Genomic DNA, 23,406 nt, shown 5'->3' on the forward strand with positions numbered 1-23,406 from the left:
CTTTTCCTTAGCTGCCGCTCTTGGGCGTCCAGGCGCCGGGACCCGACCGCTGGATGGCCAGCGCGGTGCTCACGACGGTGTTGGTGGCGAAATCGAACGGGAAGTCGGAGACGTAGCCGTCGAAGGTGAACCAGGTTCGGGTGGTGGGTAGGGTGAAGTCCGAAGCGCCACTGGCCACGGTGGGCGCTGCGGTACCGTCGGAGAAGCCCACGGCGAACTTGAGGTTGGCGTCGCTATCGTCGGCGGCGAGCTGCGCCAGGCGGACGTGGCTGGCCTTGCTGGGGTCGGCCTGGACGGTGCCGGAGGCGCTACCCGGGGTGCGCAGCCCCTTCATGTAGGTCCGGGCCTTGTCCTTGAGGGTGGTGGTGTCGATCTGGTCGGCTGGGGCGCCGCCCGGGTTGAAGGCGGTCAGGCCTTCGATCTCCAGCACGGTATTGGCGCCGGTGCCGCTGGCGGGCGGGACCAGGACATAGACCTGGGTTCCTTGGGTCTTGATGGACATGGAGCGTCTCCTGCGGGCATGAAAAAACCCGCCGGAGCGGGTCGAGGGGTGGTTCGGTGAAGGGTCAGCGGAGCACGATCCACTCGATGTCGAAGCTGATCCGGTAATTCTTGGTGTCGGCGTCGCGGCTCTCGCCGTTGTAGGCCACCAGGTAGGCCACGCCTTCGAAGGCCTCACGGAGCGCGAATGCAGCGCCGCGGGCACTGGCAGCGCTGGTGCCGTAGACGTCGATCTGGGTGCGAAAGGCATCCACGTCAGGGCGGCCGGACAGGAAGTTCTCCGGGCTGCCGCTGATGACCTGCCAAACGGCATAGGGCAGTGCCGGTTTCTCCTCGGCGTCACCGAAAGGCCAGACCCGCACCGGGTCTTCGCCGAGCAGCGACCGGACATAGGCGGAGGCCGCCGCGGCCTTGAAGAGGGGTGGAAACATCAGACCATCTCCTTATTCAGCTCATCATTGAGCACGTCGACGAAGGTCTGGATGACGTCCGGCACGTTGTTGTCGAGAGCCGGCCGCATGAAGGGGCGGGCCTCGGCCTTCTCCGTCCCGAACTCGACGAAGCGCCAGTAGGTCGGGTTCGGCGAGTTCTTGTCATAGCGGGCGCCGCCCATAACGCCAACCCGCATGACAATCCCGCCAGCCCGCCGGCCCTTGATCGTGCCCTCTCGGATCACGATGAAGTCGGCGATGTTCATCGGAGTATCTGGCCGGTCCTGAATATTGGCGCGCTCTATCGCCTCGTCCCGGACGATCTTCATCGCCTCGCGGGCGGCCCGGCGCACGGAGCGCTTCTGGATTTTCTCCGGCAGCTTGCTCAGGCGATCGATCGCGTCATCCACGCCGGTCAGTGTGAAGGTGATCATGGTCAGCCCTCGTCGAGTCCGCCCGAAACCATCAGGGTTAGGTACTCCCGACCGGAGTTCTTGTCCGGCAGGACGGCCTCGATGTTGTAGGTGACGCCGCGGTGTACAGCGCGCATGGCAGCGGTGACACCGGCGCGGTACCGGATGACGATCCGGGCCGTCACCTCGTTCTGGGTGGCCTGCCCGGCGATGAACTCGCGTCCGCTCACCGGCTCGACCGAGCACGGTATGGGCTTTTCGGTCAGGTTCGACCAGCCATTGATGATCTCGCCGCTGTCCGGGTCCTGATGACGACCGTTGCGCTGCAGCATCACCCGCTGCCGGAGCAGCCCGGCGCGCATTAAACGCCCATCCCGGTGCGGTACGGCTGCAGCAGGTGCCGCGAACCCATGGGGATCTCCGCGACGGTCACGCCGGTGGCCACGTCCTCGCGATTAGCGAAAAGGTGACCGAGGATCAGCAGGCATGCCGCCTGGATTGCGCCGTTGATGACGAGACCGCGGGCCTTCATCTCGACGTCGGCTCGGGCATCGGCGAACGCCTGGGCGGCACGATCAAGCGCGCCCCGGCGGTCATTGAAGTCAACCACTACGCCAGCGGCAGCCACGGCCTGTTCGTAGCGGGTACGGGTGGAGCTGATCGCCGCCGGCACTTCGGCTTGGGCGGCGTCCAGCGCGTCCTGATCGGCATAGAACCGCCGCTGCATGTACTGGCTGGCCGATTCCTCGGCGGCATCAAGCATGGCCTGGACCAAGACCTGGTCCTCTTCCTCGGCCAGCAGGTGCTGCATGGCGATCGCTATGCTGATCACGGACATCGGTTACTCCTCGGTGGCCTTGAGCGGCTCGCCACCGGCGGCCAGGCGCTCGGCTTCGGCCTTGGCGCCATCCTGGTCACCGATGAAGGCGCCCACCTGGTTGCCCTCAGCGTCGACTACGATCCACTTGCCAGCGCCCTTGTGCTTGGCCTTGAAGGTCGCGGCGGTGGTGGACGACGGCGCACTCGAAAGCGGGGTGCCGGTGAGGGATGCGCTGGTGAGACCGCTAGGCGGTACCAGGGAGACGTCTTTCAGCGTCAGCTCGGGCTCGTCGTCGCCGTCGTGCTCCTCGACAAATCCATTCCGCAGCAGATCGCGTCCATGTTGCTCGTCGGTCACGAACACGCGGCCTTCCGGCAGTGTGGCCATGCCGAAAAACAGCGGGCGAAGGGTTCGTAGTTTCATCGGTCACTCCATGGGGCCACCGAAGCGGCCCTTGCAGGGGTTACGCCTTGGGCGCGGGGACGGTGAAGGTGCCGTAGATGAAGGCCTCGGGACGCTTCACGGCCAGAGCCAGGCGCTCCTCGCAACGGATCGAGACCATGTTCTTCTCGAAGTCGTCGGCGTTCTCGGTGGAGATCACCACGTTGGTGTCCTCGCGATCGAAGATCTGGGCACCGGTCTGGAACGCACCGGTGAGGAACTTGCCCTGGAAGGCTGGGATTTCGGTCGCCACCACCGGCAGGCCCCACAGCAGCGGACCGGCCAGGCCGAGCGGGTTCGCCAGGATGTAGCGCCCCAGGTCGTCCTTGGTCAGCTCGATCTTCGCCCAGTCGATGAAGTGCAGGACGTGGCCGGAGGCCGGCAGTCGCGCCAGCTGAGCCTGCAGCATGGCCAGGCGCAGATCGTCGATGCCGGTCTGGTCTTGCACGGCGAACTTGGCGCTGTAGGCCGAGGCCTGCGGCACGATGCCCTTCAGGTGGGCGCCGGTACCGTTGCCGAACAGGATTTCCTGCTCTTCGACGTACTTCAGGCCGTAGCGCATCTCGGTGTCGATGGTGGACTGCAGCTGGGCGAAGTCGTCCAGGATCTGCTTCGACGCCTTGAACATGTGCGCGATGGTGGTCACCGGGGTGACTTGGGTCGCGAACTGAATGTCGCTGTACGGCTTGGTGGTGTTCTCCGGCACCACACCGGCATTGTTGGTGAAGCCGGTCATCTGGACCCAGAAGACCGCGGGCGACGTGGTACGGCCGGGCGCGATCAGGTCACGGATGAACAGGCGCTGCTTGGGACGCACATCGATGCCGGGCAGGCGGTCGGGCTCGACCACGCCGGAGGCGACGCCGGAGCTGATCAGCGCGGCCTGGACCGGGACGCTGACGCGCTTGCCGCCTTCGACGCTGGCGGCGAACTGCTTCAGCGCCTCGCTCTTGATGACCATGCCGCCGACGGTGTCGCGGGTCGAGGCCTGGGCCTGGCCGGGGATGCGGGCGAACTCCTGCTCCAGCTCGCCGAGCTGAGCCTTGAGGGTCTTTTCAGCCTCGCGGAGGCTGTTGCAGGTGGTGGCCAGCTCGTCGACGGCAGCCTTGGTCTCGGCAGACAGGCTGCCGGCTTTCTGGGCTTCCTTGAGGGCGTTTTCGGCTTTCTTGCTGAAGTCGCTGGAGGCTTTTTCGAGCTCGGCGGAGACGTTCTTCAGCAGTTCGGCATTGGAAATATCGGACATGGTCTTCTCCATTAAGAAGTAGCAGCTGCCGAATAGCTGGCCAGTGCGGCCTGTATCCCGGCGTTGAGTTCGGCCCGTTCGGCCTGGGTTTCGGCAGCGTCGCGCGTACCGTCAGGGGCAGCGCCAGGCGTACCCTTGAGTTCTTGAATCAGGGCTCGGCGCTCAGCGCGCGGGATGCCCTGCTTGGCCAGCAGCGTGTCCATGCGGCGCGCGGCCACCTGGTGGGGCGCTGCCGCGTTGGTGTCTTCGGTGGTGGCATCGGAGTCCAGCAGGCTGTCGGCGAAGCCAGCCTCGACGGCGGCGCTGCCGCCCATCCAGGTTTCGACGTCCATCATCTTGGCCATGGCCGCGGCTTTGTCGCCGGTCTTCACGGCGTAGATGTCGGCCAGGGTGCCGTCGATCTGCTCCAGGAAGGTGGCGATCTCGCGAAGCTCGTTGCGGTCACCGGCGCCGATGGTCCAGCTGTTGTGGATCATCAGGAAGCCGGCCCGGGCGATCTGCACCTCATCGGCGGCCATGGCGATGAAGGAGGCGGCCGAGGCGGCCAGCCCCAGCACCTGGACGGTCACCTTGCCCTTGTGCTCGCGCAGCAGGTTGTAGATGGCCAGTCCCTCGAACACGTCGCCGCCGGGGCTGTTGATCTTGACCGTCACGTCCTTGTCGCCGATGGAGCGCAGCGCCGCGCTCACGCGCTTGGCCGTCACGCCCTCCCCCGTCCACCAGTCGAACCCGATCGGGTCGTACATGGTGATGGTGGTGTCGTCGGACGCCGCCGCCTTGATCGCCGGGTTCCAGCGCTCCAGGGCCAGGGGCATCAGGTCGCACTGGATCTGCGCGCGCGGCCGGGCCTCCGGCGCTGCCGGAATGGTCTTGAGGGTCATGGGTTACTCCGGTTTCTGGTCTTGCGATGCGGCAGGGAACAGCCAGGCCGCCAGGGCTGAGCGGGCTTGCTCGCTGTCCTTGGCCTGGCCTAGCTGGTCAATCGGAAGCAGGTTGGACTGGACGGTATAGACGTCGCCGCCAGGGATGGGCGGCAGGTTCTCCAGCCGCCGGACCTCGTTGCGGCTCATCCAGCCGTTCTGCAGGCCGGTGGTGTAGTAGCTGGACCGGCCGGCACTATCGGCGCGCAGCAGGCCTTCCACCGAGAACTCGGCGAAGTAGCGCCCGTCGTTCTCCAGCAAGCAGCGGCTGATCTCCTGCTCGATGTTCTCCAGCAGGGGGCGCAGCCCGTTGGTGAGCCACTGCAGGTTCATGCCCTCGACGCTCGACGCCCAGGACGACTGCTTGTCCATGTGGCCGACCATGAAAGGCGGCACCCGGAACCAGCGGCAGATCTCTTCGATGGAGAAGTTGCGGGTCTCCAGCATCTGGGCCGCTTCGGGGTTCAAGGTGATCCCCTGGTACTTCAGTCCGGCCTCGGCCACCAGGATCTTCCCGGAGTTGGTCGACCCCATGAAGTTGGTGAGATTCTTGCGCAGCTGCTCGCGCTGCACATCGGTCAGCTTGGCGTCGCTGCTCAGAATGCCGGAGGCTTGCAGACCCTGGGCGAATACCTTGGCCGCTGCCTCATCTGCCGACATGGCGGCGCCGAAGATGTCCCGGCCTGTGCTCACAGGCATCAGGCCGCACACGCCATCCAGGCCGAAGCCGCGGATGTGCATCAGGTCCTTCTCGCCGATCACGCGCTTCTTGCCGCTTTCGGTGTAGGTGTACTCCAGCCGGCCCGTTTCCAGACGCTTGACCACCATGCACTGCGGCAGCAGTGGCACCAGGGCGATGACGCGCCCACCTACCCGCTTCTTCTCGACGAAGGCGTTGCCGCGCAGCGCGATGCTGGCCACGATCATCAGGATGAAGCGCGCCGGGGTCATCTCGGCGTTGGGACTCACGGTCAGCAGACGGTAGAGCGGGTGCTCCGTTGCCGCGACCCTGGATCCATCGTCGCGGCGCTCATACAGCCGCAGCGGTAGGGTTGAAACCGATTCCGACAGCAGTCGCACGCACGCCCAGACCGCGGATAGCTGCAGGGCCTTGTCGACCGTGACGTGCTTGCCGCTGGCCGAGGTGCTGCCGCTCCATTCCTTCCAGAACGTCCCATCCCGCAGGCTGATGGGCACGCCGAGCCAGTCCAGCAGCGCGGACTTCACCCTGCCTGGTTTCTTGTCGCTCGCCATCAGAGTCCTACCATGATCGGGTTGTCGTAGAAATCGGAGCTGCCGCCCTGGGCCTCCGGATTGAGCGAAATCAGCGATACCGCGTTGAACAGCGCCATGAGCGGGTCGATCTTGGCCGAGCCGCTGGCCTGCTTGGTGATCAGGATCGAGTTGCCCCGGGGCTCCACCCGGGCGTTGCCGCAGCACCATGCCATCATCGGCTGGCCGCCGTGCACCAGCGCGCCCTGCGCAAGCCGCCGCTCGGTGGTCTTGATCGCGCCCCCGAGTTTCCAGCCCTGAGAGATGCCGACGATCTTCTCTTCCGGGATGTCGGCCGCCTCCAGGGCGTCGCGGATAGCGCCAATGCCGGCCGGGTCCACGCCGATCTGGTCCAGCAGGCCGGCCAGCTCCACCGAGGCGGCCAGCTGGGCGACCTCCTGCACGTCGTCACCGATGTTCTCCACCAGGGTGAGGTTGCCATCCTTCGCGAAGTCCCGGAAGCGCGGCGCCTCAGCCTTGCGGCGCTCTAGCACCGAGGGGTGCGCCCATGCGTGGGTCCAGGCCAGCCAGCGCTGGGTGCCGATCTCGCGGCCCGCCGCGGCAAAGCCGAGCAGGTCGTCCAGGCCGCCGCCGTCGATGCCCAGGTCGATCACCTCGCAGCGCTCGATCAGGTCTTCCAGGCTCTGGCAGATGCCAACCGACTGCTTTTCCCAGAAGTCGGCGCCGGCCCAGCGGTCCGAGAGCAGCGCCAAGCCGATCTCGACGTTCAGGTGCTTGGCCAGGAAGCCGCGGAACGACTCCTCGCCGTCCAGCTGCGCCTGGGCATAGCCACGCTCGATGAAGGGCACGTCCACCGATAGCCCCAGGTTGGGGTTGGTGACGTAGGCGTTTGCCGCGTCCCGGTGGGCGCCGGCGTCCAGCATGGCCTTGGGAAACTCGTAGATCACCGGCAGGAAGGACTTATCTTCGATCTTGCCGTCCCGCACCTGGCGGGCATAGATCAGCTTTTGCCGGAATACCCCGGCCGGCGGGTCATCCGATTGGGTGGTCGCCCAGATGATGAAGCCCTCGGGGCGCGACGCGAGGCCGCCGGTGGCCTCCCGCAGCATCGCCTCCGCGTTGTTGCGCTTGCCGAACACCCAGAGCTCATCGATGAAGACGCCGATGGCCTTCTTTCCCGATACCGTCTCGCTATCGGCCGCCACGACCTTGAGCGTCGCGCCGGTGACGCGATGGGTCACGGTGCGGATGTGGTTCTGCACCTGGATGAGCTCTTTCAGCTCCTCATCGGCGTTCACCATGTCCCGGATCGGGATGTAGCTGTTGTCGGCGATCTCCTTCGTCGGCGCGATGATCACGAACTCACCGGAGGGCCGCCAGTTGAGGATCAGCGCCGTCAGCATGATGCCGGCGGCAATGGTCGATTTGCCGTTCTTCTTGCTGATCAGCAGCAGGAACTCTGTGATCATCCGGCGCCCGGTCTCGGCGTCGTAGGCACCGAAGATCGCGGCGACGAACTCGTTCACCCAGGGGCGGACGGTCTCGCACATCAGCGGGCTGCCGGTGGCGTCGACCATGCGCAGCTGACCGAAGACGTTCAGCGCCTCTTCGGCCTGGTTGGGAAATAGCGGGCCCTGGGGGATCAGCGACTCCCTGGCGACGATCCGATTTTCCCAGTCAGGACACGCGGTCGACCACTTCACGGCCTACCGCCTGGCACCGACCTGAGCTGCGGCGGCTGGCGCGGGCCGAACTTGCCACCTGCCGCAGCGTTTGCCTTGTCCTTCGCCTGCTCCTTCTTGCCACCCTCGCCGCGGCGCTGGTGAATGAACGGCATCAGGGCCTTCGCCGCGTCGACACGGAGCTTCGGCTCAGTGCCGCCATCGTTCATCACCGCCAGCAGGAAGTCCTTCGGATCGGAGTGGGTCAGCGCCTTGGCCAGGTCGAAGCCGGCCGACTCATCCTCATCCGCCGAGTCGTCAGCAGGTTCATCTGCCGGCCCCGCAGCGGGCTCGGCAGTCGTCTTCGGTGCTCGCTTGGGGCGCTCGGCTTTAACACCCGCTTTAACATCTGCTTTAACACCGCCGCCGTTCGGGAACAGGGCGTTGAGTTTATGCAGCTCCAGCATCACGTCGGGATCCTTCGCCATGCGCGAACCCGCTGCTGACGCGGTTTTGGCCGAGTACCCGGCGGCGATTGCCGCGTCCTTGTTGGACGCACCTCCCCTGATCGCTTCGATGAAGGCGACCTTTTTCGGGGTGAGGGACATTTAACAGAAACCTGTGGGAGGAAAAAAATCTGTGCGTGCGGGGAGGCGCGGTGTCCGACCCTATGCCCTGGGAACTCTTGACCCGCCCCCTATTGGTGCATTGCACCATAACGGTGCAAAAAGAGGGCCTGTGACGTGCTACACGGGGAATTGACGTGCCACACGCTGACCTCAGGCCAGCCCAGCACCCGCCAGCGACTCGCGCCGAGTCTTCAGCTTGTGGCATTCATCGTTGATCGCCCTGAGGTTCGAGGGATCGTCCGTTCCACCTTGCGAACGTGGCACGATGTGGTCGACCTCATTGCCTGGTCTCACGCGGCCCAGCAGCCGGCACTCCTCGCACTGGCAGAGGTAGTCGTCACGCTTGAGGATCTCTTCACGTAGGCGGCGCCAGGGCCTGCCGCCGCGCCCGCTCCCCCAGTCCGTGGTGCCTGCCGGCCTAGCCTTCACCTTGGCCGTGTCGAGAACCTTGGTCTTGGGCTTGAGCATCCGTAGCTTGGCCATCAGAGGGGCTTTCCTGCCAGATCAAAGCGAGGACTGCCGCCGATGTCGCCTTCATCCTGCTGGTCAGCCAGGAAGTCGACCATCTCGCGGTTGCTCTCGGCCAACAGCCTATTGCTCTCGGCGAGTTCCAGCATTGCCTGGGTCTGGCGTGCCAGTGCGGCGATCAGCTCCTGATGCTCAGTCATGGTCAGCTCGCGTCGTGCAGTTGCTGCTTGAGCGCATAGCCCATCAGCGGCCAGAGCTTGTTTACGGCATTGGCGCGGGCGATCTTGCGGCCGACCTCGGCATCGAAATTCTCAGGGCTGGCACAGGCGCTCTCACCGGTGACGGTGTAGCCATTGCGCAGCACCAGCACGCAGAAGGTCAGCAGTCCCAACTCACCATGCGCACCAGTCAGGCGAGTGAGTTCGTCCTGCTCGTGCAGGGTCGCCTGGACGGCAGACTCGGCAGTGAAGTAGTACGCGCCACTGATGTTCGCCTCGATATCGGCCGGGGTCACACGCGGTGCGGTCAGGCCCTTGGCCTGGATCTCTTGCTCAATGCTCTGGTCGTCGCTCACTGGCAAACCTCCGATAGTTGATCTCGTGACATGTCACGCTCTGGGCGCCTTCCACTCAGCCATGCGCTCACTGGCGCGAGCCTTGATCAGCTCGCGCGTGGCGGCGTGGCCAGCGTCGTCTAGGTTCATCTTCTCGCCGTTCATGGCGCCATCACCGCCAGCGATCCAGAGGGTGACAGGGACGCCATTGGCCTTGGCCTCATCCAGTGCCCGGACCAATGCAGCACGCGCCGAGTCAGTCGGCGGGATGCCGGTCTCACCGACGAAGCCGCGCAGGCCCTTGGCGGCGAAGTAGCTGTAGGCCGGACGGAAGACGTTGGCCACTTGCTCCACCGGGAAGGCGTTCAGGTTGCCGCTGTTGTACTTGCCGCTGGAGTCGCCGCTGAGGTCGCCGTAGCCGTGAACTTCAGGGATCCAGTTGTTCGCCGGGTCCTTGATGCCAGCCGCGAACGAGCCGCTGACGGTTGCCCAGTTGCGAGCGGACGCCCACTGGTTGCCGCAGATAAACACCGGCTTGCTCGTCACCTTGCGGATGATCGGCAGCATTGTGTTCACGTCGGCGACGACCTTGGCCTCCATCGCAGTGACCGTGAGGCTGTCCAGGGCTCCGCCTGATGCATAGGGCTCGTTGCCTAGGCCGTAGCCTAGAATCATCGACTCATCGAAGGTCGTGACCATCGAGGCGATGTGATCGCCCAGGTCCGCCGCGCCCCAGCCGTTGGCGTCGTCGATCAGCACCTGCTCCAGACGCTTCCAGCGGCCACCCTGCCCGGCTGCCTCACCGGCCGGCAGCAGCGCGCCAGTCTGCTTGCGCACGCCATCAACTAGCGCGGTCTGGTTGCGGTACATGCGCCAGTAGTGGTGCGGATCGAAGATGACCAGCGCCTCGCCGTTCGAGTCCTCGCGGATCCAGCCCAGCACGGTTTTCATCTTGGCGACGAAGGTCGGGTCGAGCTGGCCACCCTTGACTGGCAGGCCGGTCGAATCGAGCAGCGTGGCTCGCTGGAGCGCATAGGGGAACCGCAACAGCCGCAAGCCCAGTTCGCCCACGTAGTAGCGGACATCTGCACGGCTCGGCCATTTGAAGTGGGTCCCGGCCTCGCCCGGCAGCACCTGGTTGGCGTTAGCGTGGGCCGCCAGGTTGATGCCGAGGTAAGGGATGTTCTTGAGCACCGCCACGCCAGGCACCGTGATGGGATCCGGCTCAGCGACCGGGGGCGTCACCACTGGCGTTTCGGGTAGCGGCTCGGGCACTGGCACCAGATCAGGCTTGGCATAGCGGGCGCGCACAGTGGCACCCTTGCCAATGACCTTGGACGGGTCACCGATGCTCTGGTCGATCACTGCCGTCAGGTCGCCATTGTCGCGTCGGCCGATGCTGATCACGTTCACCGCCTGGCCGGTAGCCAGCTGGATCACGACCTGGCCCGCCAGGATGAGCGAGCTGTAGGGCAGGATCAGCGTTTTGTCGAAGGCGCCGCGGATGGTCGTGTCCAGCGGCAGGCTTCCGACCGGCTTTTCCGGGATCGGCGTGGGGTTCGGGTTCTCTGCAGCAACCAGTTCCGCCAGCTGCTTTTGCGCAGTCGTCAGCGTGTCGCCCAATTCCTTCAGGGTAACGGTCATGTTGCTCTCCGGTGAGTGTTGGCACCGGAATACGCAGCTCGGGCCGAGGATGTTGGTGCTACGGGTAGTCTTCGAGTGGCGCCTTGCGGCCACTCCATTGCTCAGGCAGCGCGCAGGCAGTGACCTCAAGTTCGTAGAGCTTCTGGCCGACGCTATCGCCTGGCGCCGCGGCATGAATGGTGCGCATGTCGGTACGACAGTCAGTGATCCGCCCGACGACGCCAATGCCACAGCCGAGCACGAAGACGATGGCGCAGGCGATCAGATAGTGGACGGTCTGCTTGAGCCGCTTCACTGCCTGGCCTGCTGCCGGCGCTCGGACACCCGGCGATCACGGCCGACGATCAGTGAGCCGACGCGGTGGAAGATGTAGCCGGCGATGAAGACCGAGTGGCCCACTACCAAGGCGCTGCCGTCGCTGTTATTGACCATCTTCCAGGGCTCGGCATACCAGAGCTGGATGTGGCCGAGCATCAGCAGGACGGTCGACACCATCAGGAAGGCGATCTCGGCGTGGTCGTCTTGGCGGAACCGGCCTCCCAGGGACAGGAAGACGGCGCAGCGGCCAATGACCAGGGCATATGCCACAAGGGCGATTATCGAAACGATGAACATCAGGGGCCTCCGGGGCTGAAGCGCTCCACAGCAGACTTGACCTTGACCTCCAGCACCCCGAGCACCGGGTAAGCGAAGAAGCCCAGCAGCATGATGATGCCAGCCCGGTACTGGTTGGAGACATCGATGAACTCGCCGGCCACCTTGCCCACGAAGAACGCCACCACCAGCTTGCCGACGAAGGTCTTCCAGTCGAATCGCATTGAAGTGGCGCCGGGGTAGAACAGGCTGGCAAGCCCACCCAGCATCCCGAGGAAGCCGACCAGCGCCCAGTCCAGGAGCTTTTCCACTGGCTTGGTCCTCTCGGAAATGAAAAAGCCCAGCACGGTGGCTGGGCTTGTGTGCCGCTGCATCTTCATCATTCGCAGGATCGGCAAGATAGGGAAATAGTCGGCCAAACGGCCAATCCTGTCAAGCAACTTCTCTTTCGAACAATTCCTGACCCTCAAGTAGGTGAATTGCAGCAGCAATCGCCAAACTCAGGGCCTCGTTTAGCATCTCGTTGATATAGCCCCGCCAGCGCCGCATGGTGCGCTCGGAGGTGCCCTGGTTGTTGTCCCAGCGCGCCATGTCGTAGATGTTCTCGCGCAGCACGATGGTGGAGCGCTTGCCCTCAACGCCGGCGCGCTGGGGCATAGCCCAGGCCAGGACGGCGTAGGACTTGAAGTGGCTGTGCGCCGGGGTGGCGATGATCCGGGCCAGGCGCTTGATGGCCGGGGCGCGGTCGGCTGGCTCTATGGTATAGCGGGCGATGAGCGCGTCCCAGTGGCGCTCCTTCAGGTGCTTGCGCAGGTAGGCGCGATATTCGCAGTCCAGCTCGAAGCGCTCCTGGCGCGACAGACCACCGAAGCCCCCTCTTCCATCCTGGTCGGCGTCCACCCAGGCGGCGGATGCGGTCTTGCCCTCGCTGCCGGCGAGGAGGATGCGAACCAGGGTGGATACCTTGCTACTGCTGAAACTCTGCATGGTCAGTCTCCGGTGCGGTGCGAGCCATGCGGCCCGCGGCGGTTGCTCGATTCGTAGGGCTGCATCCGCTGCAGGGTGGCCAGCTGCTGTTCCAGGTGCAGGAGGCGGTGACTCAGGGTGAAGACCAGATCCTCGGCGGGCATCGCCTGGCCGGTGGTGTAGTCGACCCAGCCAGTGCCGGCGCAGGTGTCGCACTCCATCTCGTAGAAGACGCCCTTGGTGACGCCGCGCCCGTGACATGTCACGCAACGCGAAATCGGCTTCACCTTCCGGGTGAGGTCAGGCCCGTGCTGCTTGCGCATTGGCCCTCCGGTCGATCTCCTCGGTGATCAGGTCCTTCTCGGTCTGGAACCGTGACATGTCACGCTGGGCCTTTTCTTCGGCGGCGCGGTCTATGGTGCTGGTGTCGCGCCAGGACCTGAACCGGTCACCCCGGCCACGGCCAGAGCGCAGGCCTTGAGCGGCAGAGATCCGCCCGAAGCACTGGCTCCGCTGATCCTCCAGTACCTGCCAGCGGCGGCGCAGCTCCTCATCTGTGGCGGCGGCCAGGCGGCGGGCAGACACGGCAGCCATCTCGGCGATCAGCGCGCGGGCGTTCTCCGGAGCGGCCTGGTAGGCCTTGTCGTGGTGGCTGAGCAGTACGACCAGCGAGTGGCCGAGGATCTGCCGGGCCAGGCCGGCCAGGTCTTGTGCTGGGTGGTTCATGCCGGGATATCTCCAATCTCAACCGATACCGCGCCGCCGGCGGTCACCGGGCCGCGGATAATGCGCAGGTCATCGATCTGGCTGTCGTCGACCCAGGCACCGCCATGAGTGAGCGCGTCGAGCAGCCCCTTGAGCATGTTGTCCAGGTCGCGCAGGCGTCGATCTGGCGGGCAGGCCGTAATGACCACCTGGAGGCGCCCTTCCCTGCGCTTCAATCTGGCCACAGCGCATAGCTGGGTCACGGCGCGGCTGTACTGCCGGCCTTTCTCGCTGATGAGGGTCTTGGTGCCGACGCGGCGGTAGTAGGTGTTGTTGCTAGGCGGCCAGGGCAGAACGATGCCAGTCATGCGGCACCTGCTTCGGCCAGCAGGCCATGGCAGCGCTGCAGCAGCTCGTCCTGGCTGCCGTAGCGATCCTCGAAGCGGCGCTTCCAGGGGTGGACGGCGATCAGGCCAGGCATGCCGGTTCCATCCTGGTGGTGGCCAGCGCAAAGCGGCAGCACGCGCAGGTGGGCGCCGGGCCGGGTGCGACCGTCGATGTGGTGGATGCTCACGATCGGGTTCAGGCGACCATCCAGGCGGCAGGCGATGCAGCCCAGAGCAGCCAGGGCGGTGTGGAAGCGCTTCTCGGCGGCGCTGGGGCTCTTGCCCTTCATTCCGACACCTCGCCAGCAGCGCGCGGGCGCGGGGCCCGGCGCTCACGCTTAACCTGCTTGGCCAGGTCCTGCTCGCGCAGGTTGATATAGCCCTCGGTGCGGGGGACGTCAGGGTGCATGCCCGAGCCGCGGCAGAAGCCTTGGTCGAAGGCCAGGCGCCGAGCGTCCTCGTATTCCTCCTGGGTGAACATCATGCCGGCACCTGCTGCGCCTTCTGGCGCTCAGGCGCAAAGTCGCCGCGCAGGGGCATGAGCCGAGTCGGGCTTTTCTGGCAGAAACCGTGAATGGCCTCTCCCTCATTCGTGAAGCCAGAAAAATCACCAAGGCATACCCAGACGGCTCCTTGGTGACAGTTCCTCAGAAGGCCACACGGGAGAGTGTTAGGTACCGGGCATACATACCAGGCACCGGGTTGAACTAGCTCTACCAGCTCTACGCATTTGCCAACGTTCTCGGGATTTCCGTCAGCCACGATCAGCGCCAGGTCACCCGGCTTGAAGTTGTGATTCATGCTGCCTCCTGGGCTTCGCCCATGATCTGGTGATGCCTTTCGCAGATGGCCTTGGCTTCGTCGAAGGACGGTACGAATAGGCTGATGAACTCGCCGGAAAAACTCGGGCGGTACTCGGCCTCGGCGCCGATGAAGACCTTGCACACCTTGTAGGCGGGGATGGTGTTGCTGATGACGAGGTACTCGCCCTGGGCGTGCCACTTCATGACTTCGCTCTCCGCATCTGCTCGATGGCGGCCAGGGCCTGGGCCCGGCGCTCGTCGAGGTCTTGGGTGGCCTGGACGACCGCCTGCTGACGGCGCTCTTCCCTCTCGCGGCGGCTCTTGGCCAGGTCGTCGCGGATGACTGACAGGCGGGCCTGGACGTCGGCGGTGGCCGGCGCGGGGTTGCCGGTGATCAGCCCGGCAATGGCCTGGCCGTTCTTGGTGGGCGCCTCGTGACCCAGCAGCAGGCGCTGCTCGGCGGCGATAGCGGGACTGACACGGCCGAGGCGCTCTGCCTGCTCGACGGCGGCGATACGGCGCTGGGCGTCGAAGCCGACGGAGATGCTCCAGCTGACGGGAACCGCGGCGGCCCTCGCCTGCTGCACAAGGCGCTCGTAGGTGGACAGGAAGGCCATCCGGGCACCGACCTTGTCGCCGACCTTCAGGATCGGCGCTGCCGCCGCCATGGCCTGGCGGATCTCTTCCGTCATCACGACGGTCTCGAACTCGTCCGAGGAAGACAGGCCGATGCTCCAGGCCTCGTCCTTGCCAGGGCGGCCGTCGGCGGCCTGAACGCGCTCCAAGATGGCGGCCAGGGTCAGCTTGCCGGCCAGCTGGCGGCGACAGGCCTTCAGCGCGGCGCCTACGGCCTCAGCCGTATAGTCGGCCAGGTCCTCGGCCATCAGCTCAGCCGCGTCGGCGGTCAGGGTCTGACCCAGGACCTCGGCGGTGGCCACGATGGCCAGGGCCAGCCGGGCGACTTGGTCAGCGCTCAAGCGATCAGAGGAATTCATTCGCGCGGCGCTCCCCGCGGTTCAGGATGCGCTGGGCAGCCTCCTGGCCGGCGTTCAGGTTGGCTTGCTTGCGCTCCTGCTGCTGGGCAGTGGTCGCGTTCATCTGGCGGTTGGTGGCCCACTGGGTGTGGTAGGCCTCGGCGCGGGCCAACAGGTCGCCCAGGCCATGGCAGCCGTTGATCAGGCGGGAGTCGTTGATGCCGACGAAGTAGGCCGCGACGTGGTGGGCGATGTCGGCGCCCAGGCGGTCAACCAGCTGACCCACCTGGCCGGCGACCTTGGCGTTCCACACCGGCCAGGCGGCGTAGCGCTTGCGGTAGGCCATGGCGTAGTTCGCCCAGGCCTTGAACGTCTTGCAGGTCTGGTCCTTGGGACCGGGCATGTCTTCAGGGATGGCAACGCGAGGACCTTGGTCAGCGACCAGCGTCAGCACGGCGGGCTGGGACGGCGCCGCCGGCCCGGGCTGCAAGCTCTCTGCCGTAATCTCTGAAGTAATCTCTGTTGTATTCTCTGTAATGTCTGCGGGATTTCCGCAGGCTTGGCTGCTGGAAACCTGCACGCTTGCCTGCGGCTTTCCTGCATCCTTGTTTGCAGGATTCCTGCAAACTGGATTGCGGGATTTCCGCATACTGGATTTCAGGGTTCCCGCATCCAAGTTTGCGACGATAGCGTCCAGGCTGACGCGGTAGAACAGGCGGCACGGAACGCCCTTCTTCATCTCCTCCAGCACGCCGACCTTCACCAGCTTCTTCCGGGCGCTCTCCTGCTCGGAACGGGTCATGCCGGTCTCGGCCTCCCACTCCTCCATGGTCTTGTAGAACCAGCCGTCAGCGTCGTCGGTGCGGGTCGACCAGTACACGGCCTGGGAAAGCATCAGCGCGCCGGTGATACCGATGCCCAGGCCCACAAATGCGCGCTGGAAGGCGATCGGGCGATCCAGCAGTTCCTGCAGCTTCACAGTGCTTCCCCTACTAGCAGGGCCAGCTTGGCGAGACCCTTGGGAGTGATGCGCACCTGAGTGGCAGCGCGGAGCTCGCCCTGATCATCGGGGCCGAGAGGTGTGATCCTGTGGAGGATGAAACCGGACTGGATGCGCGGCTGGTAACCAATCCAGCGGCTGCTACCGGGGCGCTGGAAGATCCAGCGGTGCTGCTGGAGCCAGTCGAACAGGCGGCGAGGCGGCACCTGGAGGTGCTTAGCGGCGTCAGTGATGCACATTGCGCCGCGGGAGCCGGCGATGCGGTCATGAGCGGCAACCTTCGGCGCGGCCTCGTCCAGGGCAGCCTGCTGGCGCTCAAGCTGCTCGGCTTGATCAGCGGCCAGTCGAAGAGCGGCGGAAAAGGACTGCGGTGGCGCTAAGGCCAGGACCGGGGCGATGATGCGCTCCAGTTCGTGCAGGCGGCGAATCACCTTGTGCCGCAGCGGGATGCTGTAGCCGGTGATCAGGGTCTCGGTCAGGTCCTTATCGAGGTAGAAAGCGCTGGTGTAGCCGCGGCCATCCTTCTCTTCGCGGAGATGGCGCAAATCTGCGCCATCCTCTTCCAGGGCCTTTTGCATCACGCGGATATCTCGAATGACGTCCTTGTGCTGCTTCTCGACCAGCTCCGCAATCTCGCGGCTGCTCATGGTCAGGGTGTTGCCGGTAAGGATCAGGTCGTTCATACTCGGATCACTCCAGATGTTGTTACTGCTGTATCGAAGCCGGGTTGCAGCCCGGCTTTTTCTTGCCTGCGATTCGCGTACTGGACGGAATCACAGCTACTACGGGTGACTGCTGGCGCAATGCCATCCCGTGGATAATGGGCTCCATGGTCAGGCGGCCCGACCCGGAGAGGTCTCAGCCAACAGGACGTTGGCAGCCACCCGACCTTCCGATGCACCAGCCAGCAGCGAGGCATAGCGGGTCTCGCCGGTGTAGTCAGTGCGGGGCAGGCTTCCGGCCTTCAGCCACTTGTAAACAGCCCGAGGACTGACGCCGCAAAGCGCGGCCGCTTTCTCGACTCCACCTACGGCATCGACCGCTTCTCTGAGCAAGCTCATGGCTTCTCCTACGACTTAAATTTGTACCCGGAGTACATATTAAGATGGAACTGAAAGTACAGGCAAGCCGTGCGATTATTGAACTCATGGTTCATTCATCGGATTTGCGATCAGGCTTCGCTCAACGCCTGAAGAAAGCGATCTCAGCTGCCGGCTGGCAGGACTGGGGTGCGGGCGCTCGCCTAGCGAAAGCCACCGGCGTAACGGCGAAGGCGGCCAGCAAGTGGCTAAATGGCGAGACAGTGCCTGGATCGGAGAAGCTGCTGAAGCTGGCGAGCGAGCTGGGAGTGCGCCGGGAGTGGCTTGAATACGGTGAAGGCCTGGAGCGGCACAGCATCCCTGCTGCGCAAGCTACTGAGCCCGCCAACACCGAGCCGGCGCCGGCCAACCGCGGCAACATCCCGCTGATTAGCTGGGTGCAAGCTGGATCCTTTCAAGAAGCCACAGAGGCCTACGCTCCAGGCATGGCCGAGCAATACCTACCCTGCCCTGTTCCTCATAGCACCTGGACGTTTGCGCTGCGTGTGCGCGGTGATTCGATGTTCAACCCCCATGGCGGCAAATCGTTCGGGGAAGGCGACATCATCTACGTGGACCCCGAGGTTGAAGCGATCAACCGCAGCTTCGTCGTGGTCAAGCTGGTGGACGAGCAAGAGGCCAGCTTCAAGCAGCTGGTGATCGAGGGTTCGCACAAGTACCTGAAGGCGATCAACCCGGCCTGGCCGGAGCCGTTCTTCCAGATCGACGGGGACGCGGTGATCCAGGGCGTGGTGATCGCCAAGCTCGAGAAGGTTTGACAGCAAGCACGGGAGGGGCTCATGGACGAGATATCCAGAAAGGAAGCAAAGGTGTTGGGGGCTGTTGCGATAGCGATGACGATGGGGCTGGCGGGACTGTTCGTCAGCGCCATGCTTCGGCTGACAACATGACCTAAAGCCAGCCGGCAGGATGCCGATACCCCTGGTGACCACACAGCAAGGAAGCCTGTATGCGATACCTCCTGACCAGCTCGGTCACCCTCTTTCTCGGCGCGCCAATACTCGCCAAGGACGTCGCTTTAGCGCCGGCTGCAGCTGCGGAATGCCTGGCGTTTACTAAACCAGTAGATAGCCGAAAAACTCAGCTCTGCGAACTAGGTGCCTTTGCCCAAGCCCTCTTCGGTAATCATTGGTATAAAACCATACCATCAAAAGTGTGGCGAGTACGCCGTTATTTCTGACTGTCACGAATGTATGCATCTTCATTGAACATACCGACAGCGAACTTCGTTAAAGTAATCACGAAAAAAAGCTCTCTTCAGCACCTCTGGAAACCTAATCGTCGACGGACCACCACTCATGTATAAAAGTGAAATTAGAGATAGCGAAATAATAGGACTATTTGAGAAGGTCCAGAAGAGGAATTACAAAAAATATCTCAGCAAGATAAATATCGAGCGAGCAAGAAGCTATGAGAATAAAACGATTACTTTCGACTTTCCGGTAACTGCTTTAATTGGACCAAACGGGGGAGGCAAAACAACCCTCATGGGGGCAGCCGCCTTGGCATATAGAAATATAAAGCCGTCGCTATTCTTCTCCAAAAGCGGTAAGTTCGACGAAAGCATGCAAAACTGGAAATTTGAATATGAAATCCTGGACCGCGACGTAAAACAACAAGACTCAATCAAAAGAAGTGCAAAGTTCACCAACTTAAAGTGGAGCCGGGACACTGTTGCGCGAGACGTGAGGGTTTTTGGAGTATCTAGGACAGTTCCCGCAAATGAAAGACCTCATCTTATTAAGTGCATGTCCAGCAAATTCGACGTTAAGCCTTCCGCGATTTCAAACATTCCGAGCGCGGCTGCAGAGGCGGTTGCACGTATCCTTGATAAGGACGTAAAGGAGTTCCGTTTCCTTAAAATTGATTCAAAGGGAAAGGTCACTCTACTCGCGGGCCAGACACCGCAGGGAGACAAATACTCGGAGTTCCACTTCGGTGCAGGCGAATCTAGTATTATTCGGATGGTCGTTGAACTCGAAACCATGTCAGAACAGTCGCTTGTACTGATCGAAGAAATTGAAAATGGCCTTCACCCACTTGCGACCATTAGACTTGTAGAGTATCTGATCGATCTCGCCCAACGCAGAAAGGTTCAAGTCATCTTTACAACTCACTCTAACGATGCAATAAGACCTCTACCAGACAAGGCTATTTGGGCAGCGGTTAAGGGCAGTCTTTATCAGGGCAAATTGGACATCGCATCACTGCGGGCCATAAGTGGCATAATAGATTCTCGACTCGCAATCTTTGTTGAAGACAATTTCACAAAAGTATGGGTGGAGGAAATCCTTAGAAACACAGATGGAATCTCGCTTGATGCAATAGGCATCTACCCTATGGAGGGCGACGGAACCGCTCAGCGTGTTCATAAAGATAATAATATCAGCCCAGCGTCAAAGGTTAGATCCATCTGCATACTGGATGGTGACTCAAAGTACGACGAGGATAAAGAAAAGCTTATCTTCAAGCTGCCTGGCGAAAGCCCAGAGCGATATGTTTTCAACAAGGTTCTAGAAGTGATAGAGCAATCGGCCGGAGAGCTCGCAGTTGCACTTCTCAAACCGTATGAAAAAGCAGAGGAGATAACACAGATAGTTAGAAGCGTCGCGAACACTAACCGAGACGAACACACAATCTTCTCTCAGATAGGGAAGAAGCTTGGGCTAATCCCAGAAGCTAGAGTACGCGAGGCTTTTATGAGCATCTGGGCAAGGTTTCATCCAGATGACTTGAATCGCTTTGTGGACGGCTTCCGAGTGCACTTGCCGTCTGAGACGGAGCAAGTCGTCCTAGGAGATGTTGCATACTGAGTCGTCGAGATACACTTTAGGGCACTGTTCTATCCGGCGGCGCCCCCCCTTGCTCGCCGGAATCCTATAGCGGCAATGCCATTCAAGCCGCCCATTTGATCACTTCTGCGCTACTCCCGCGGCTTCCCGCTCTGTAGCCGGTTTACTTCAGCCTTCACCATATTGCGGTACTGCTGAGCCCGGAATAGCCCTGCGCTGGGCTTTCCGTTTCTGGTCACCGGGAATCCCCGCCTACCCCTCCTGTCACGATTTAGGGCTAGGATGGTGCTTTACCTCGGAGGTCGCTATGGAAGATCCCCTACTCGCCCTGCTCTACCGCCTCAATGATAATCAGATGGCCCTCGGCATGGCCATCGAGGAGCTGACGGCCTGGGTCGTTGATCGCGGCTCAGTCGACGTCGGCAAGGCTGTCGAGCTGCACATGATTACCCTCGAAGAGAACTCGCATGTGATAGCCGATGCGTTGGCCGACCTCATAGCCGAGCGCGCTGGCCAGCGCAGGTCGTAGACCAAGAGCGCTACCGAAGGTCTACCAACGTTGCGCGCAGCGTCCTCAGGGGTTATCTTCATATCGCGCCTTTCTTACTCCCGAGGTTGGATCAGGCGCAGGGCCCCATGCGAAAGCTGGGGCCTTTTTCATGTCCGAAGGAAAATGCCATGGCTCGCCAATCTACTGCCACACATCCTGACTTCCCTTTCATCAAGATCCGTAGACTGTCGGAGGAACAGGGTGGCCGGTATACCTTCCTGATTGAGGACTACGAGCACACCGAGTTCTACGAGACGAAGGAGGAAGCGATCGCAAAATCGGAGCGCGTCCTTTTCTCTAAATTTCAAGATCTGACCGTGGCAAAGGGGCTTCAGGCATTCAAAGAGAACGACATGCACATGGCGGTGAAGCTGGCCGAGAGGTGGGGATACTTTCGCGGTAGAAGGGACGAGCGAGAGTCCCAGATGGAAAACATCAGGATTGCCGCTAACGCTCTCAGGGCCATGATGTAGCAGGCATAAAAAAGCCCGCACTGGGCGGGCTCCTTTCAAGCATTCCTAAAATCAGGAAGCTTTACACGAAGAAGGCACGTACTTCGCTGGCAGCGTGCCGGCACGGCAGGTATACACGAAAGTAGCGCCGTTGGTGGTGCTGAGATCCACAGCTGTGGGAGTAGCTGCGGTCGCGGTAGCTGCAGTAGCAGGAGTGAAGACGATCGTGCCGCCACCACCCAAAGTGGCAGGATAGGTGATAGTGATTACACCGGTTGCTGCAGACTGAACGGAATCGACGTTCTTAGTGGCAGCAGGCGGAGTGGCGTTGATCGCATCGCAGTTTGTGTTCGTAGTGGTACCACAGATCATGCTGCGCGCGCCCTGCGAGGAGTATGCCTCAGAGACAGCTGTCTTCAGACCGGACGCGAGGCTCAGGCCTTCAGTAACCCGTGCGCGCACGGTGTAGTCCTGGTACTGCGGAATAGCGATTGCGGCCAGGATGCCGATGATCGCTACGACGATCATCAGTTCGATCAGGGTAAAGCCTTTCTGGTTGTTCATCATTCACTCCAAGGGTGAAGGCACAGCGCCTGGGCTTCGCTATTGCATCCGGCGTGCCAACCTCCGAAACCGCACTGTATCTGCATCGCAGGCATTCTGGGCGCACATTCTTCAGCTACAACTGACAAAATCTGTCATATATAGCGTGACGCGCCGCTCAATTTGATAGCGATGTGCTTCTACAATCCTCAGACGACAGCCAGACCCGGTGCCCCGAGCGCTTTTTTGTGCCTAGTCCTTTTGTGCTACCCATCTCACCTTGCGGATGCCGCCTCGCTGCACTACTGTACATTTAAACAGTATCAAAGTAAGGAGGTAACCCATGCCCACAGTCACAGCCAAGCCAGCCGCCGAGAAGAATGCCCAGACCCTGGCTCAGACCAGGCGCCAGGTGCTACGCGGCCGAGTGCAGCGGAACATCGCTTCACCCACGGCGCAGAAGGAAAAGTCGGCCCTGCTGGAGCGGATGCCTGGCGATGACGATGCGGACTGGGAAGAAATCCTCTCGGAGCTCACAGAGCACGACAACGTGACCATTGCCCATCGCGATGATGGGAGCGTCCAGATCTTCTGGACCGTCACCAAGGACTGATCCGCCGATCACCGAGAGCCCGCCGCCGAGCGGGCTTTTTCATGCCTACGGCAAAATCTGTACTTTTGGTACTTGACCGACATTGAACCTATGGTACATATTTAATCCATCGGCAGCGCAAGCCGCCCCGGGTAGCGATCAGGAGACCCAGGGCTTAAAGCCAACCTCTTGAGATGGGACGCCTCCCCCAAGGTGTGCAGCGTAAAGCACCGAAATGGAGAGCCACCGGCATACCAGCGTGGGTGGCTGTTGGGATCTCAGATCCCCCGAACAAGTAGTCGCCCAGCCGGCGGTGGCGCGTAACACCGGCATAGCAGTTTTCCTCGCTGGCCTTGGAGACAGGGCCAGCATCAAAGCCACCTGCCAGGTCGCTTTGATGCAGAGGTGATGAATATGGATCTGGTTTACGGAGTAGGCATCAACGACCTGAAGAGTCAACACAACTGCCCGTTCTACAGCAGATGGAAAGGCATGCTACGACGTTGCTTCGCCGGTCGCGATGACCCCTATTACGAAGGATGCCAGGTAGCAGAGGCCTGGCTGACGTTCAGCGAGTTCAGGGCCTGGATGGAGAAGAAGCCTTGGCTTGAAAATCAGCTCGACAAGGACATCCTGAGTCCAGCTGAAAAAATCTACAGGCCTGAGACTTCGGTTTTCGTACCGGCGTATCTGAATTCTCTCGTGATCGACCGCGAAAAGCCCGCATCCGGGCTGCTCAGAGGCGTTTCTCACACACAGCGCGGCAAGCCATACATGGCCAGGGTTCGCTGGCTGGATGGCAGCCGTACCAGCGTCGGCAGCTTTCACTGCCAGGATGAAGCACACCGGGCCTGGGCCCATGCAAAGGCCGGCGTGATCAGGCAGGCCGTACAGCTTTACCGCTCAACGGACGGCTATGAAGAGCGCGTGTGCGTAGCGCTAGCCGAATGGGCTGACCAACTCGAATCCAAATAGACACCTGCTGAACAGGA

38 protein-coding genes are annotated in these 23,406 nt (G+C 62.4%); 7 read left to right on the forward strand and 31 right to left on the reverse strand.

Annotation, left to right across the window (positions count from 1 at the left end; all coding sequences use genetic code 11):
* Positions 1 to 7 precede the first annotated feature (7 nt).
* The 30 genes from GSQ95_RS20855 to GSQ95_RS21000 all read right to left on the reverse strand — a co-directional run bounded on the left by GSQ95_RS20855 (position 8) and on the right by GSQ95_RS21000 (position 17,446).
* Positions 8 to 502 carry a phage tail tube protein gene (locus tag GSQ95_RS20855; protein WP_158891880.1) on the reverse strand — a complete coding sequence of 165 codons (495 nt, stop codon included), beginning with the start codon at positions 500 to 502 and terminating at the stop codon, positions 8 to 10.
* 64 nt (positions 503 to 566) lie between these two features.
* Entirely contained in the window at positions 567 to 932 is a 366-nt protein-coding gene (locus tag GSQ95_RS20860; RefSeq protein WP_158891882.1) for a DUF3168 domain-containing protein, read from the reverse strand.
* Positions 932 to 1,366 (reverse strand): HK97-gp10 family putative phage morphogenesis protein, encoded by a 435-nt coding sequence (locus tag GSQ95_RS20865; protein WP_158891883.1) that lies wholly within the window; start codon positions 1,364 to 1,366, stop codon positions 932 to 934. Before GSQ95_RS20865 ends, GSQ95_RS20860 begins: the two co-directional genes overlap by 1 nt.
* A 2-nt stretch (positions 1,367 to 1,368) precedes the next feature.
* Positions 1,369 to 1,707 carry a phage head closure protein gene (locus GSQ95_RS20870; RefSeq protein WP_158891884.1) on the reverse strand — a complete coding sequence of 113 codons (339 nt, stop codon included), beginning with the start codon at positions 1,705 to 1,707 and terminating at the stop codon, positions 1,369 to 1,371.
* Positions 1,707 to 2,183: a head-tail connector protein gene (locus GSQ95_RS20875; protein ID WP_158891885.1), complete on the reverse strand. Its 477-nt coding sequence runs from the start codon at positions 2,181 to 2,183 to the stop codon at positions 1,707 to 1,709. Before GSQ95_RS20875 ends, GSQ95_RS20870 begins: the two co-directional genes overlap by 1 nt.
* A 3-nt stretch (positions 2,184 to 2,186) precedes the next feature.
* Positions 2,187 to 2,588: a hypothetical protein gene (locus GSQ95_RS20880; RefSeq protein WP_158891886.1), complete on the reverse strand. Its 402-nt coding sequence runs from the start codon at positions 2,586 to 2,588 to the stop codon at positions 2,187 to 2,189.
* A gap of 40 nt (positions 2,589 to 2,628) precedes the next feature.
* Positions 2,629 to 3,849 (reverse strand): phage major capsid protein, encoded by a 1,221-nt coding sequence (locus GSQ95_RS20885; RefSeq protein ID WP_158891887.1) that lies wholly within the window; start codon positions 3,847 to 3,849, stop codon positions 2,629 to 2,631.
* Between the two features lie 11 nt (positions 3,850 to 3,860).
* Positions 3,861 to 4,730: a head maturation protease, ClpP-related gene (locus GSQ95_RS20890; RefSeq protein ID WP_158891888.1), complete on the reverse strand. Its 870-nt coding sequence runs from the start codon at positions 4,728 to 4,730 to the stop codon at positions 3,861 to 3,863.
* A gap of 3 nt (positions 4,731 to 4,733) precedes the next feature.
* Positions 4,734 to 5,996, reverse strand: a complete 1,263-nt coding sequence (locus GSQ95_RS20895; protein WP_256664673.1) for a phage portal protein — start codon at positions 5,994 to 5,996, stop codon at positions 4,734 to 4,736.
* 26 nt (positions 5,997 to 6,022) lie between these two features.
* On the reverse strand, positions 6,023 to 7,705 hold the full coding sequence (locus tag GSQ95_RS20900; protein WP_158891890.1) for a terminase large subunit: 1,683 nt from the start codon (positions 7,703 to 7,705) through the stop codon (positions 6,023 to 6,025).
* A complete protein-coding gene (locus GSQ95_RS20905) occupies positions 7,702 to 8,271 on the reverse strand; it encodes a terminase small subunit (RefSeq protein WP_158891891.1) in 570 nt (189 codons plus the stop codon). The genes GSQ95_RS20900 and GSQ95_RS20905 overlap by 4 nt, the downstream gene beginning before the upstream one ends.
* A gap of 171 nt (positions 8,272 to 8,442) precedes the next feature.
* Positions 8,443 to 8,775, reverse strand: a complete 333-nt coding sequence (locus tag GSQ95_RS20910) for an HNH endonuclease (RefSeq protein ID WP_158891892.1) — start codon at positions 8,773 to 8,775, stop codon at positions 8,443 to 8,445.
* On the reverse strand, positions 8,775 to 8,960 hold the full coding sequence (locus tag GSQ95_RS20915; RefSeq protein WP_158891893.1) for a hypothetical protein: 186 nt from the start codon (positions 8,958 to 8,960) through the stop codon (positions 8,775 to 8,777). Before GSQ95_RS20915 ends, GSQ95_RS20910 begins: the two co-directional genes overlap by 1 nt.
* Positions 8,961 to 8,962: 2 nt before the next feature.
* Positions 8,963 to 9,334, reverse strand: a complete 372-nt coding sequence (locus tag GSQ95_RS20920) for a Gp49 family protein (RefSeq protein WP_218580220.1) — start codon at positions 9,332 to 9,334, stop codon at positions 8,963 to 8,965.
* Between the two features lie 33 nt (positions 9,335 to 9,367).
* A complete protein-coding gene (locus GSQ95_RS20925) occupies positions 9,368 to 10,957 on the reverse strand; it encodes a cellulase family glycosylhydrolase (RefSeq protein ID WP_158891895.1) in 1,590 nt (529 codons plus the stop codon).
* Positions 10,958 to 11,015: 58 nt separating this feature from the next.
* Positions 11,016 to 11,252: a hypothetical protein gene (locus GSQ95_RS20930; protein ID WP_158891897.1), complete on the reverse strand. Its 237-nt coding sequence runs from the start codon at positions 11,250 to 11,252 to the stop codon at positions 11,016 to 11,018.
* A complete protein-coding gene (locus GSQ95_RS20935) occupies positions 11,249 to 11,572 on the reverse strand; it encodes a hypothetical protein (protein ID WP_158891899.1) in 324 nt (107 codons plus the stop codon). The genes GSQ95_RS20930 and GSQ95_RS20935 overlap by 4 nt, the downstream gene beginning before the upstream one ends.
* Positions 11,572 to 11,970 carry a hypothetical protein gene (locus GSQ95_RS20940; protein WP_158891901.1) on the reverse strand — a complete coding sequence of 133 codons (399 nt, stop codon included), beginning with the start codon at positions 11,968 to 11,970 and terminating at the stop codon, positions 11,572 to 11,574. The genes GSQ95_RS20935 and GSQ95_RS20940 overlap by 1 nt, the downstream gene beginning before the upstream one ends.
* A gap of 13 nt (positions 11,971 to 11,983) precedes the next feature.
* Entirely contained in the window at positions 11,984 to 12,538 is a 555-nt protein-coding gene (locus GSQ95_RS20945; RefSeq protein ID WP_158891904.1) for a hypothetical protein, read from the reverse strand.
* A gap of 2 nt (positions 12,539 to 12,540) precedes the next feature.
* A complete protein-coding gene (locus tag GSQ95_RS20950; protein ID WP_158891906.1) occupies positions 12,541 to 12,840 on the reverse strand; it encodes a hypothetical protein in 300 nt (99 codons plus the stop codon).
* A complete protein-coding gene (locus GSQ95_RS20955) occupies positions 12,818 to 13,243 on the reverse strand; it encodes a hypothetical protein (RefSeq protein ID WP_158891908.1) in 426 nt (141 codons plus the stop codon). The genes GSQ95_RS20950 and GSQ95_RS20955 overlap by 23 nt, the downstream gene beginning before the upstream one ends.
* Positions 13,240 to 13,590, reverse strand: coding sequence for a RusA family crossover junction endodeoxyribonuclease (locus GSQ95_RS20960; RefSeq protein WP_158891910.1), 351 nt, complete (start codon positions 13,588 to 13,590; stop codon positions 13,240 to 13,242). The genes GSQ95_RS20955 and GSQ95_RS20960 overlap by 4 nt, the downstream gene beginning before the upstream one ends.
* Entirely contained in the window at positions 13,587 to 13,898 is a 312-nt protein-coding gene (locus GSQ95_RS20965) for a Ref family recombination enhancement nuclease (RefSeq protein WP_158891912.1), read from the reverse strand. Before GSQ95_RS20965 ends, GSQ95_RS20960 begins: the two co-directional genes overlap by 4 nt.
* The gene (locus GSQ95_RS20970) at positions 13,895 to 14,092 is read right to left on the reverse strand and encodes a hypothetical protein (protein WP_158891914.1); all 198 of its coding nucleotides are present in this window, start codon (positions 14,090 to 14,092) and stop codon (positions 13,895 to 13,897) included. Before GSQ95_RS20970 ends, GSQ95_RS20965 begins: the two co-directional genes overlap by 4 nt.
* The gene (locus GSQ95_RS20975) at positions 14,089 to 14,409 is read right to left on the reverse strand and encodes a hypothetical protein (RefSeq protein ID WP_158891916.1); all 321 of its coding nucleotides are present in this window, start codon (positions 14,407 to 14,409) and stop codon (positions 14,089 to 14,091) included. Before GSQ95_RS20975 ends, GSQ95_RS20970 begins: the two co-directional genes overlap by 4 nt.
* Positions 14,406 to 14,615: a ninG protein gene (locus GSQ95_RS20980; protein ID WP_158891918.1), complete on the reverse strand. Its 210-nt coding sequence runs from the start codon at positions 14,613 to 14,615 to the stop codon at positions 14,406 to 14,408. Before GSQ95_RS20980 ends, GSQ95_RS20975 begins: the two co-directional genes overlap by 4 nt.
* Complete coding sequence (locus GSQ95_RS20985) at positions 14,612 to 15,406, reverse strand: hypothetical protein (protein WP_158891920.1); 795 nt, start codon at positions 15,404 to 15,406, stop codon at positions 14,612 to 14,614. Before GSQ95_RS20985 ends, GSQ95_RS20980 begins: the two co-directional genes overlap by 4 nt.
* Complete coding sequence (locus tag GSQ95_RS26660; protein ID WP_158891922.1) at positions 15,393 to 16,364, reverse strand: hypothetical protein; 972 nt, start codon at positions 16,362 to 16,364, stop codon at positions 15,393 to 15,395. The genes GSQ95_RS20985 and GSQ95_RS26660 overlap by 14 nt, the downstream gene beginning before the upstream one ends.
* Entirely contained in the window at positions 16,361 to 17,068 is a 708-nt protein-coding gene (locus GSQ95_RS20995; protein ID WP_158891924.1) for a phage regulatory protein/antirepressor Ant, read from the reverse strand. The genes GSQ95_RS26660 and GSQ95_RS20995 overlap by 4 nt, the downstream gene beginning before the upstream one ends.
* A gap of 150 nt (positions 17,069 to 17,218) precedes the next feature.
* Positions 17,219 to 17,446 carry a carph-isopro domain-containing protein gene (locus GSQ95_RS21000; protein WP_158891926.1) on the reverse strand — a complete coding sequence of 76 codons (228 nt, stop codon included), beginning with the start codon at positions 17,444 to 17,446 and terminating at the stop codon, positions 17,219 to 17,221.
* Between the two features lie 44 nt (positions 17,447 to 17,490).
* Between GSQ95_RS21000 and GSQ95_RS21005 the strand changes: the two genes are divergently transcribed.
* The 5 genes from GSQ95_RS21005 to GSQ95_RS21025 all read left to right on the forward strand — a co-directional run bounded on the left by GSQ95_RS21005 (position 17,491) and on the right by GSQ95_RS21025 (position 21,300).
* A complete protein-coding gene (locus GSQ95_RS21005) occupies positions 17,491 to 18,243 on the forward strand; it encodes a LexA family transcriptional regulator (protein ID WP_158891928.1) in 753 nt (250 codons plus the stop codon).
* 191 nt (positions 18,244 to 18,434) lie between these two features.
* Positions 18,435 to 18,665: a hypothetical protein gene (locus GSQ95_RS21010; protein ID WP_158891930.1), complete on the forward strand. Its 231-nt coding sequence runs from the start codon at positions 18,435 to 18,437 to the stop codon at positions 18,663 to 18,665.
* 118 nt (positions 18,666 to 18,783) lie between these two features.
* The gene (locus GSQ95_RS21015) at positions 18,784 to 20,298 is read left to right on the forward strand and encodes an ATP-dependent endonuclease (RefSeq protein WP_158891932.1); all 1,515 of its coding nucleotides are present in this window, start codon (positions 18,784 to 18,786) and stop codon (positions 20,296 to 20,298) included.
* A 286-nt stretch (positions 20,299 to 20,584) separates the two neighbouring features.
* Positions 20,585 to 20,806 carry a hypothetical protein gene (locus GSQ95_RS21020; protein WP_158891934.1) on the forward strand — a complete coding sequence of 74 codons (222 nt, stop codon included), beginning with the start codon at positions 20,585 to 20,587 and terminating at the stop codon, positions 20,804 to 20,806.
* A 149-nt stretch (positions 20,807 to 20,955) separates the two neighbouring features.
* The gene (locus GSQ95_RS21025; RefSeq protein ID WP_158891936.1) at positions 20,956 to 21,300 is read left to right on the forward strand and encodes a hypothetical protein; all 345 of its coding nucleotides are present in this window, start codon (positions 20,956 to 20,958) and stop codon (positions 21,298 to 21,300) included.
* Positions 21,301 to 21,351: 51 nt separating this feature from the next.
* Here GSQ95_RS21025 and GSQ95_RS21030 read toward each other — a convergent pair whose 3' ends face one another.
* The gene (locus tag GSQ95_RS21030; RefSeq protein WP_178118398.1) at positions 21,352 to 21,843 is read right to left on the reverse strand and encodes a pilin; all 492 of its coding nucleotides are present in this window, start codon (positions 21,841 to 21,843) and stop codon (positions 21,352 to 21,354) included.
* A gap of 322 nt (positions 21,844 to 22,165) precedes the next feature.
* Between GSQ95_RS21030 and GSQ95_RS21035 the strand changes: the two genes are divergently transcribed.
* Together GSQ95_RS21035 and GSQ95_RS21040 are read left to right on the forward strand one after the other, a co-directional pair.
* A complete protein-coding gene (locus tag GSQ95_RS21035; protein ID WP_158891941.1) occupies positions 22,166 to 22,435 on the forward strand; it encodes a DUF1654 domain-containing protein in 270 nt (89 codons plus the stop codon).
* A 393-nt stretch (positions 22,436 to 22,828) separates the two neighbouring features.
* Complete coding sequence (locus tag GSQ95_RS21040; RefSeq protein ID WP_158891943.1) at positions 22,829 to 23,389, forward strand: hypothetical protein; 561 nt, start codon at positions 22,829 to 22,831, stop codon at positions 23,387 to 23,389.
* Positions 23,390 to 23,406: the final 17 nt, after the last annotated feature.

It is taken from the genome of Pseudomonas sp. BAV 4579 (assembly GCF_009765395.1).
GTDB classification, from domain to species: Bacteria; Pseudomonadota; Gammaproteobacteria; order Pseudomonadales; family Pseudomonadaceae; genus Chryseomonas; species Chryseomonas aestiva.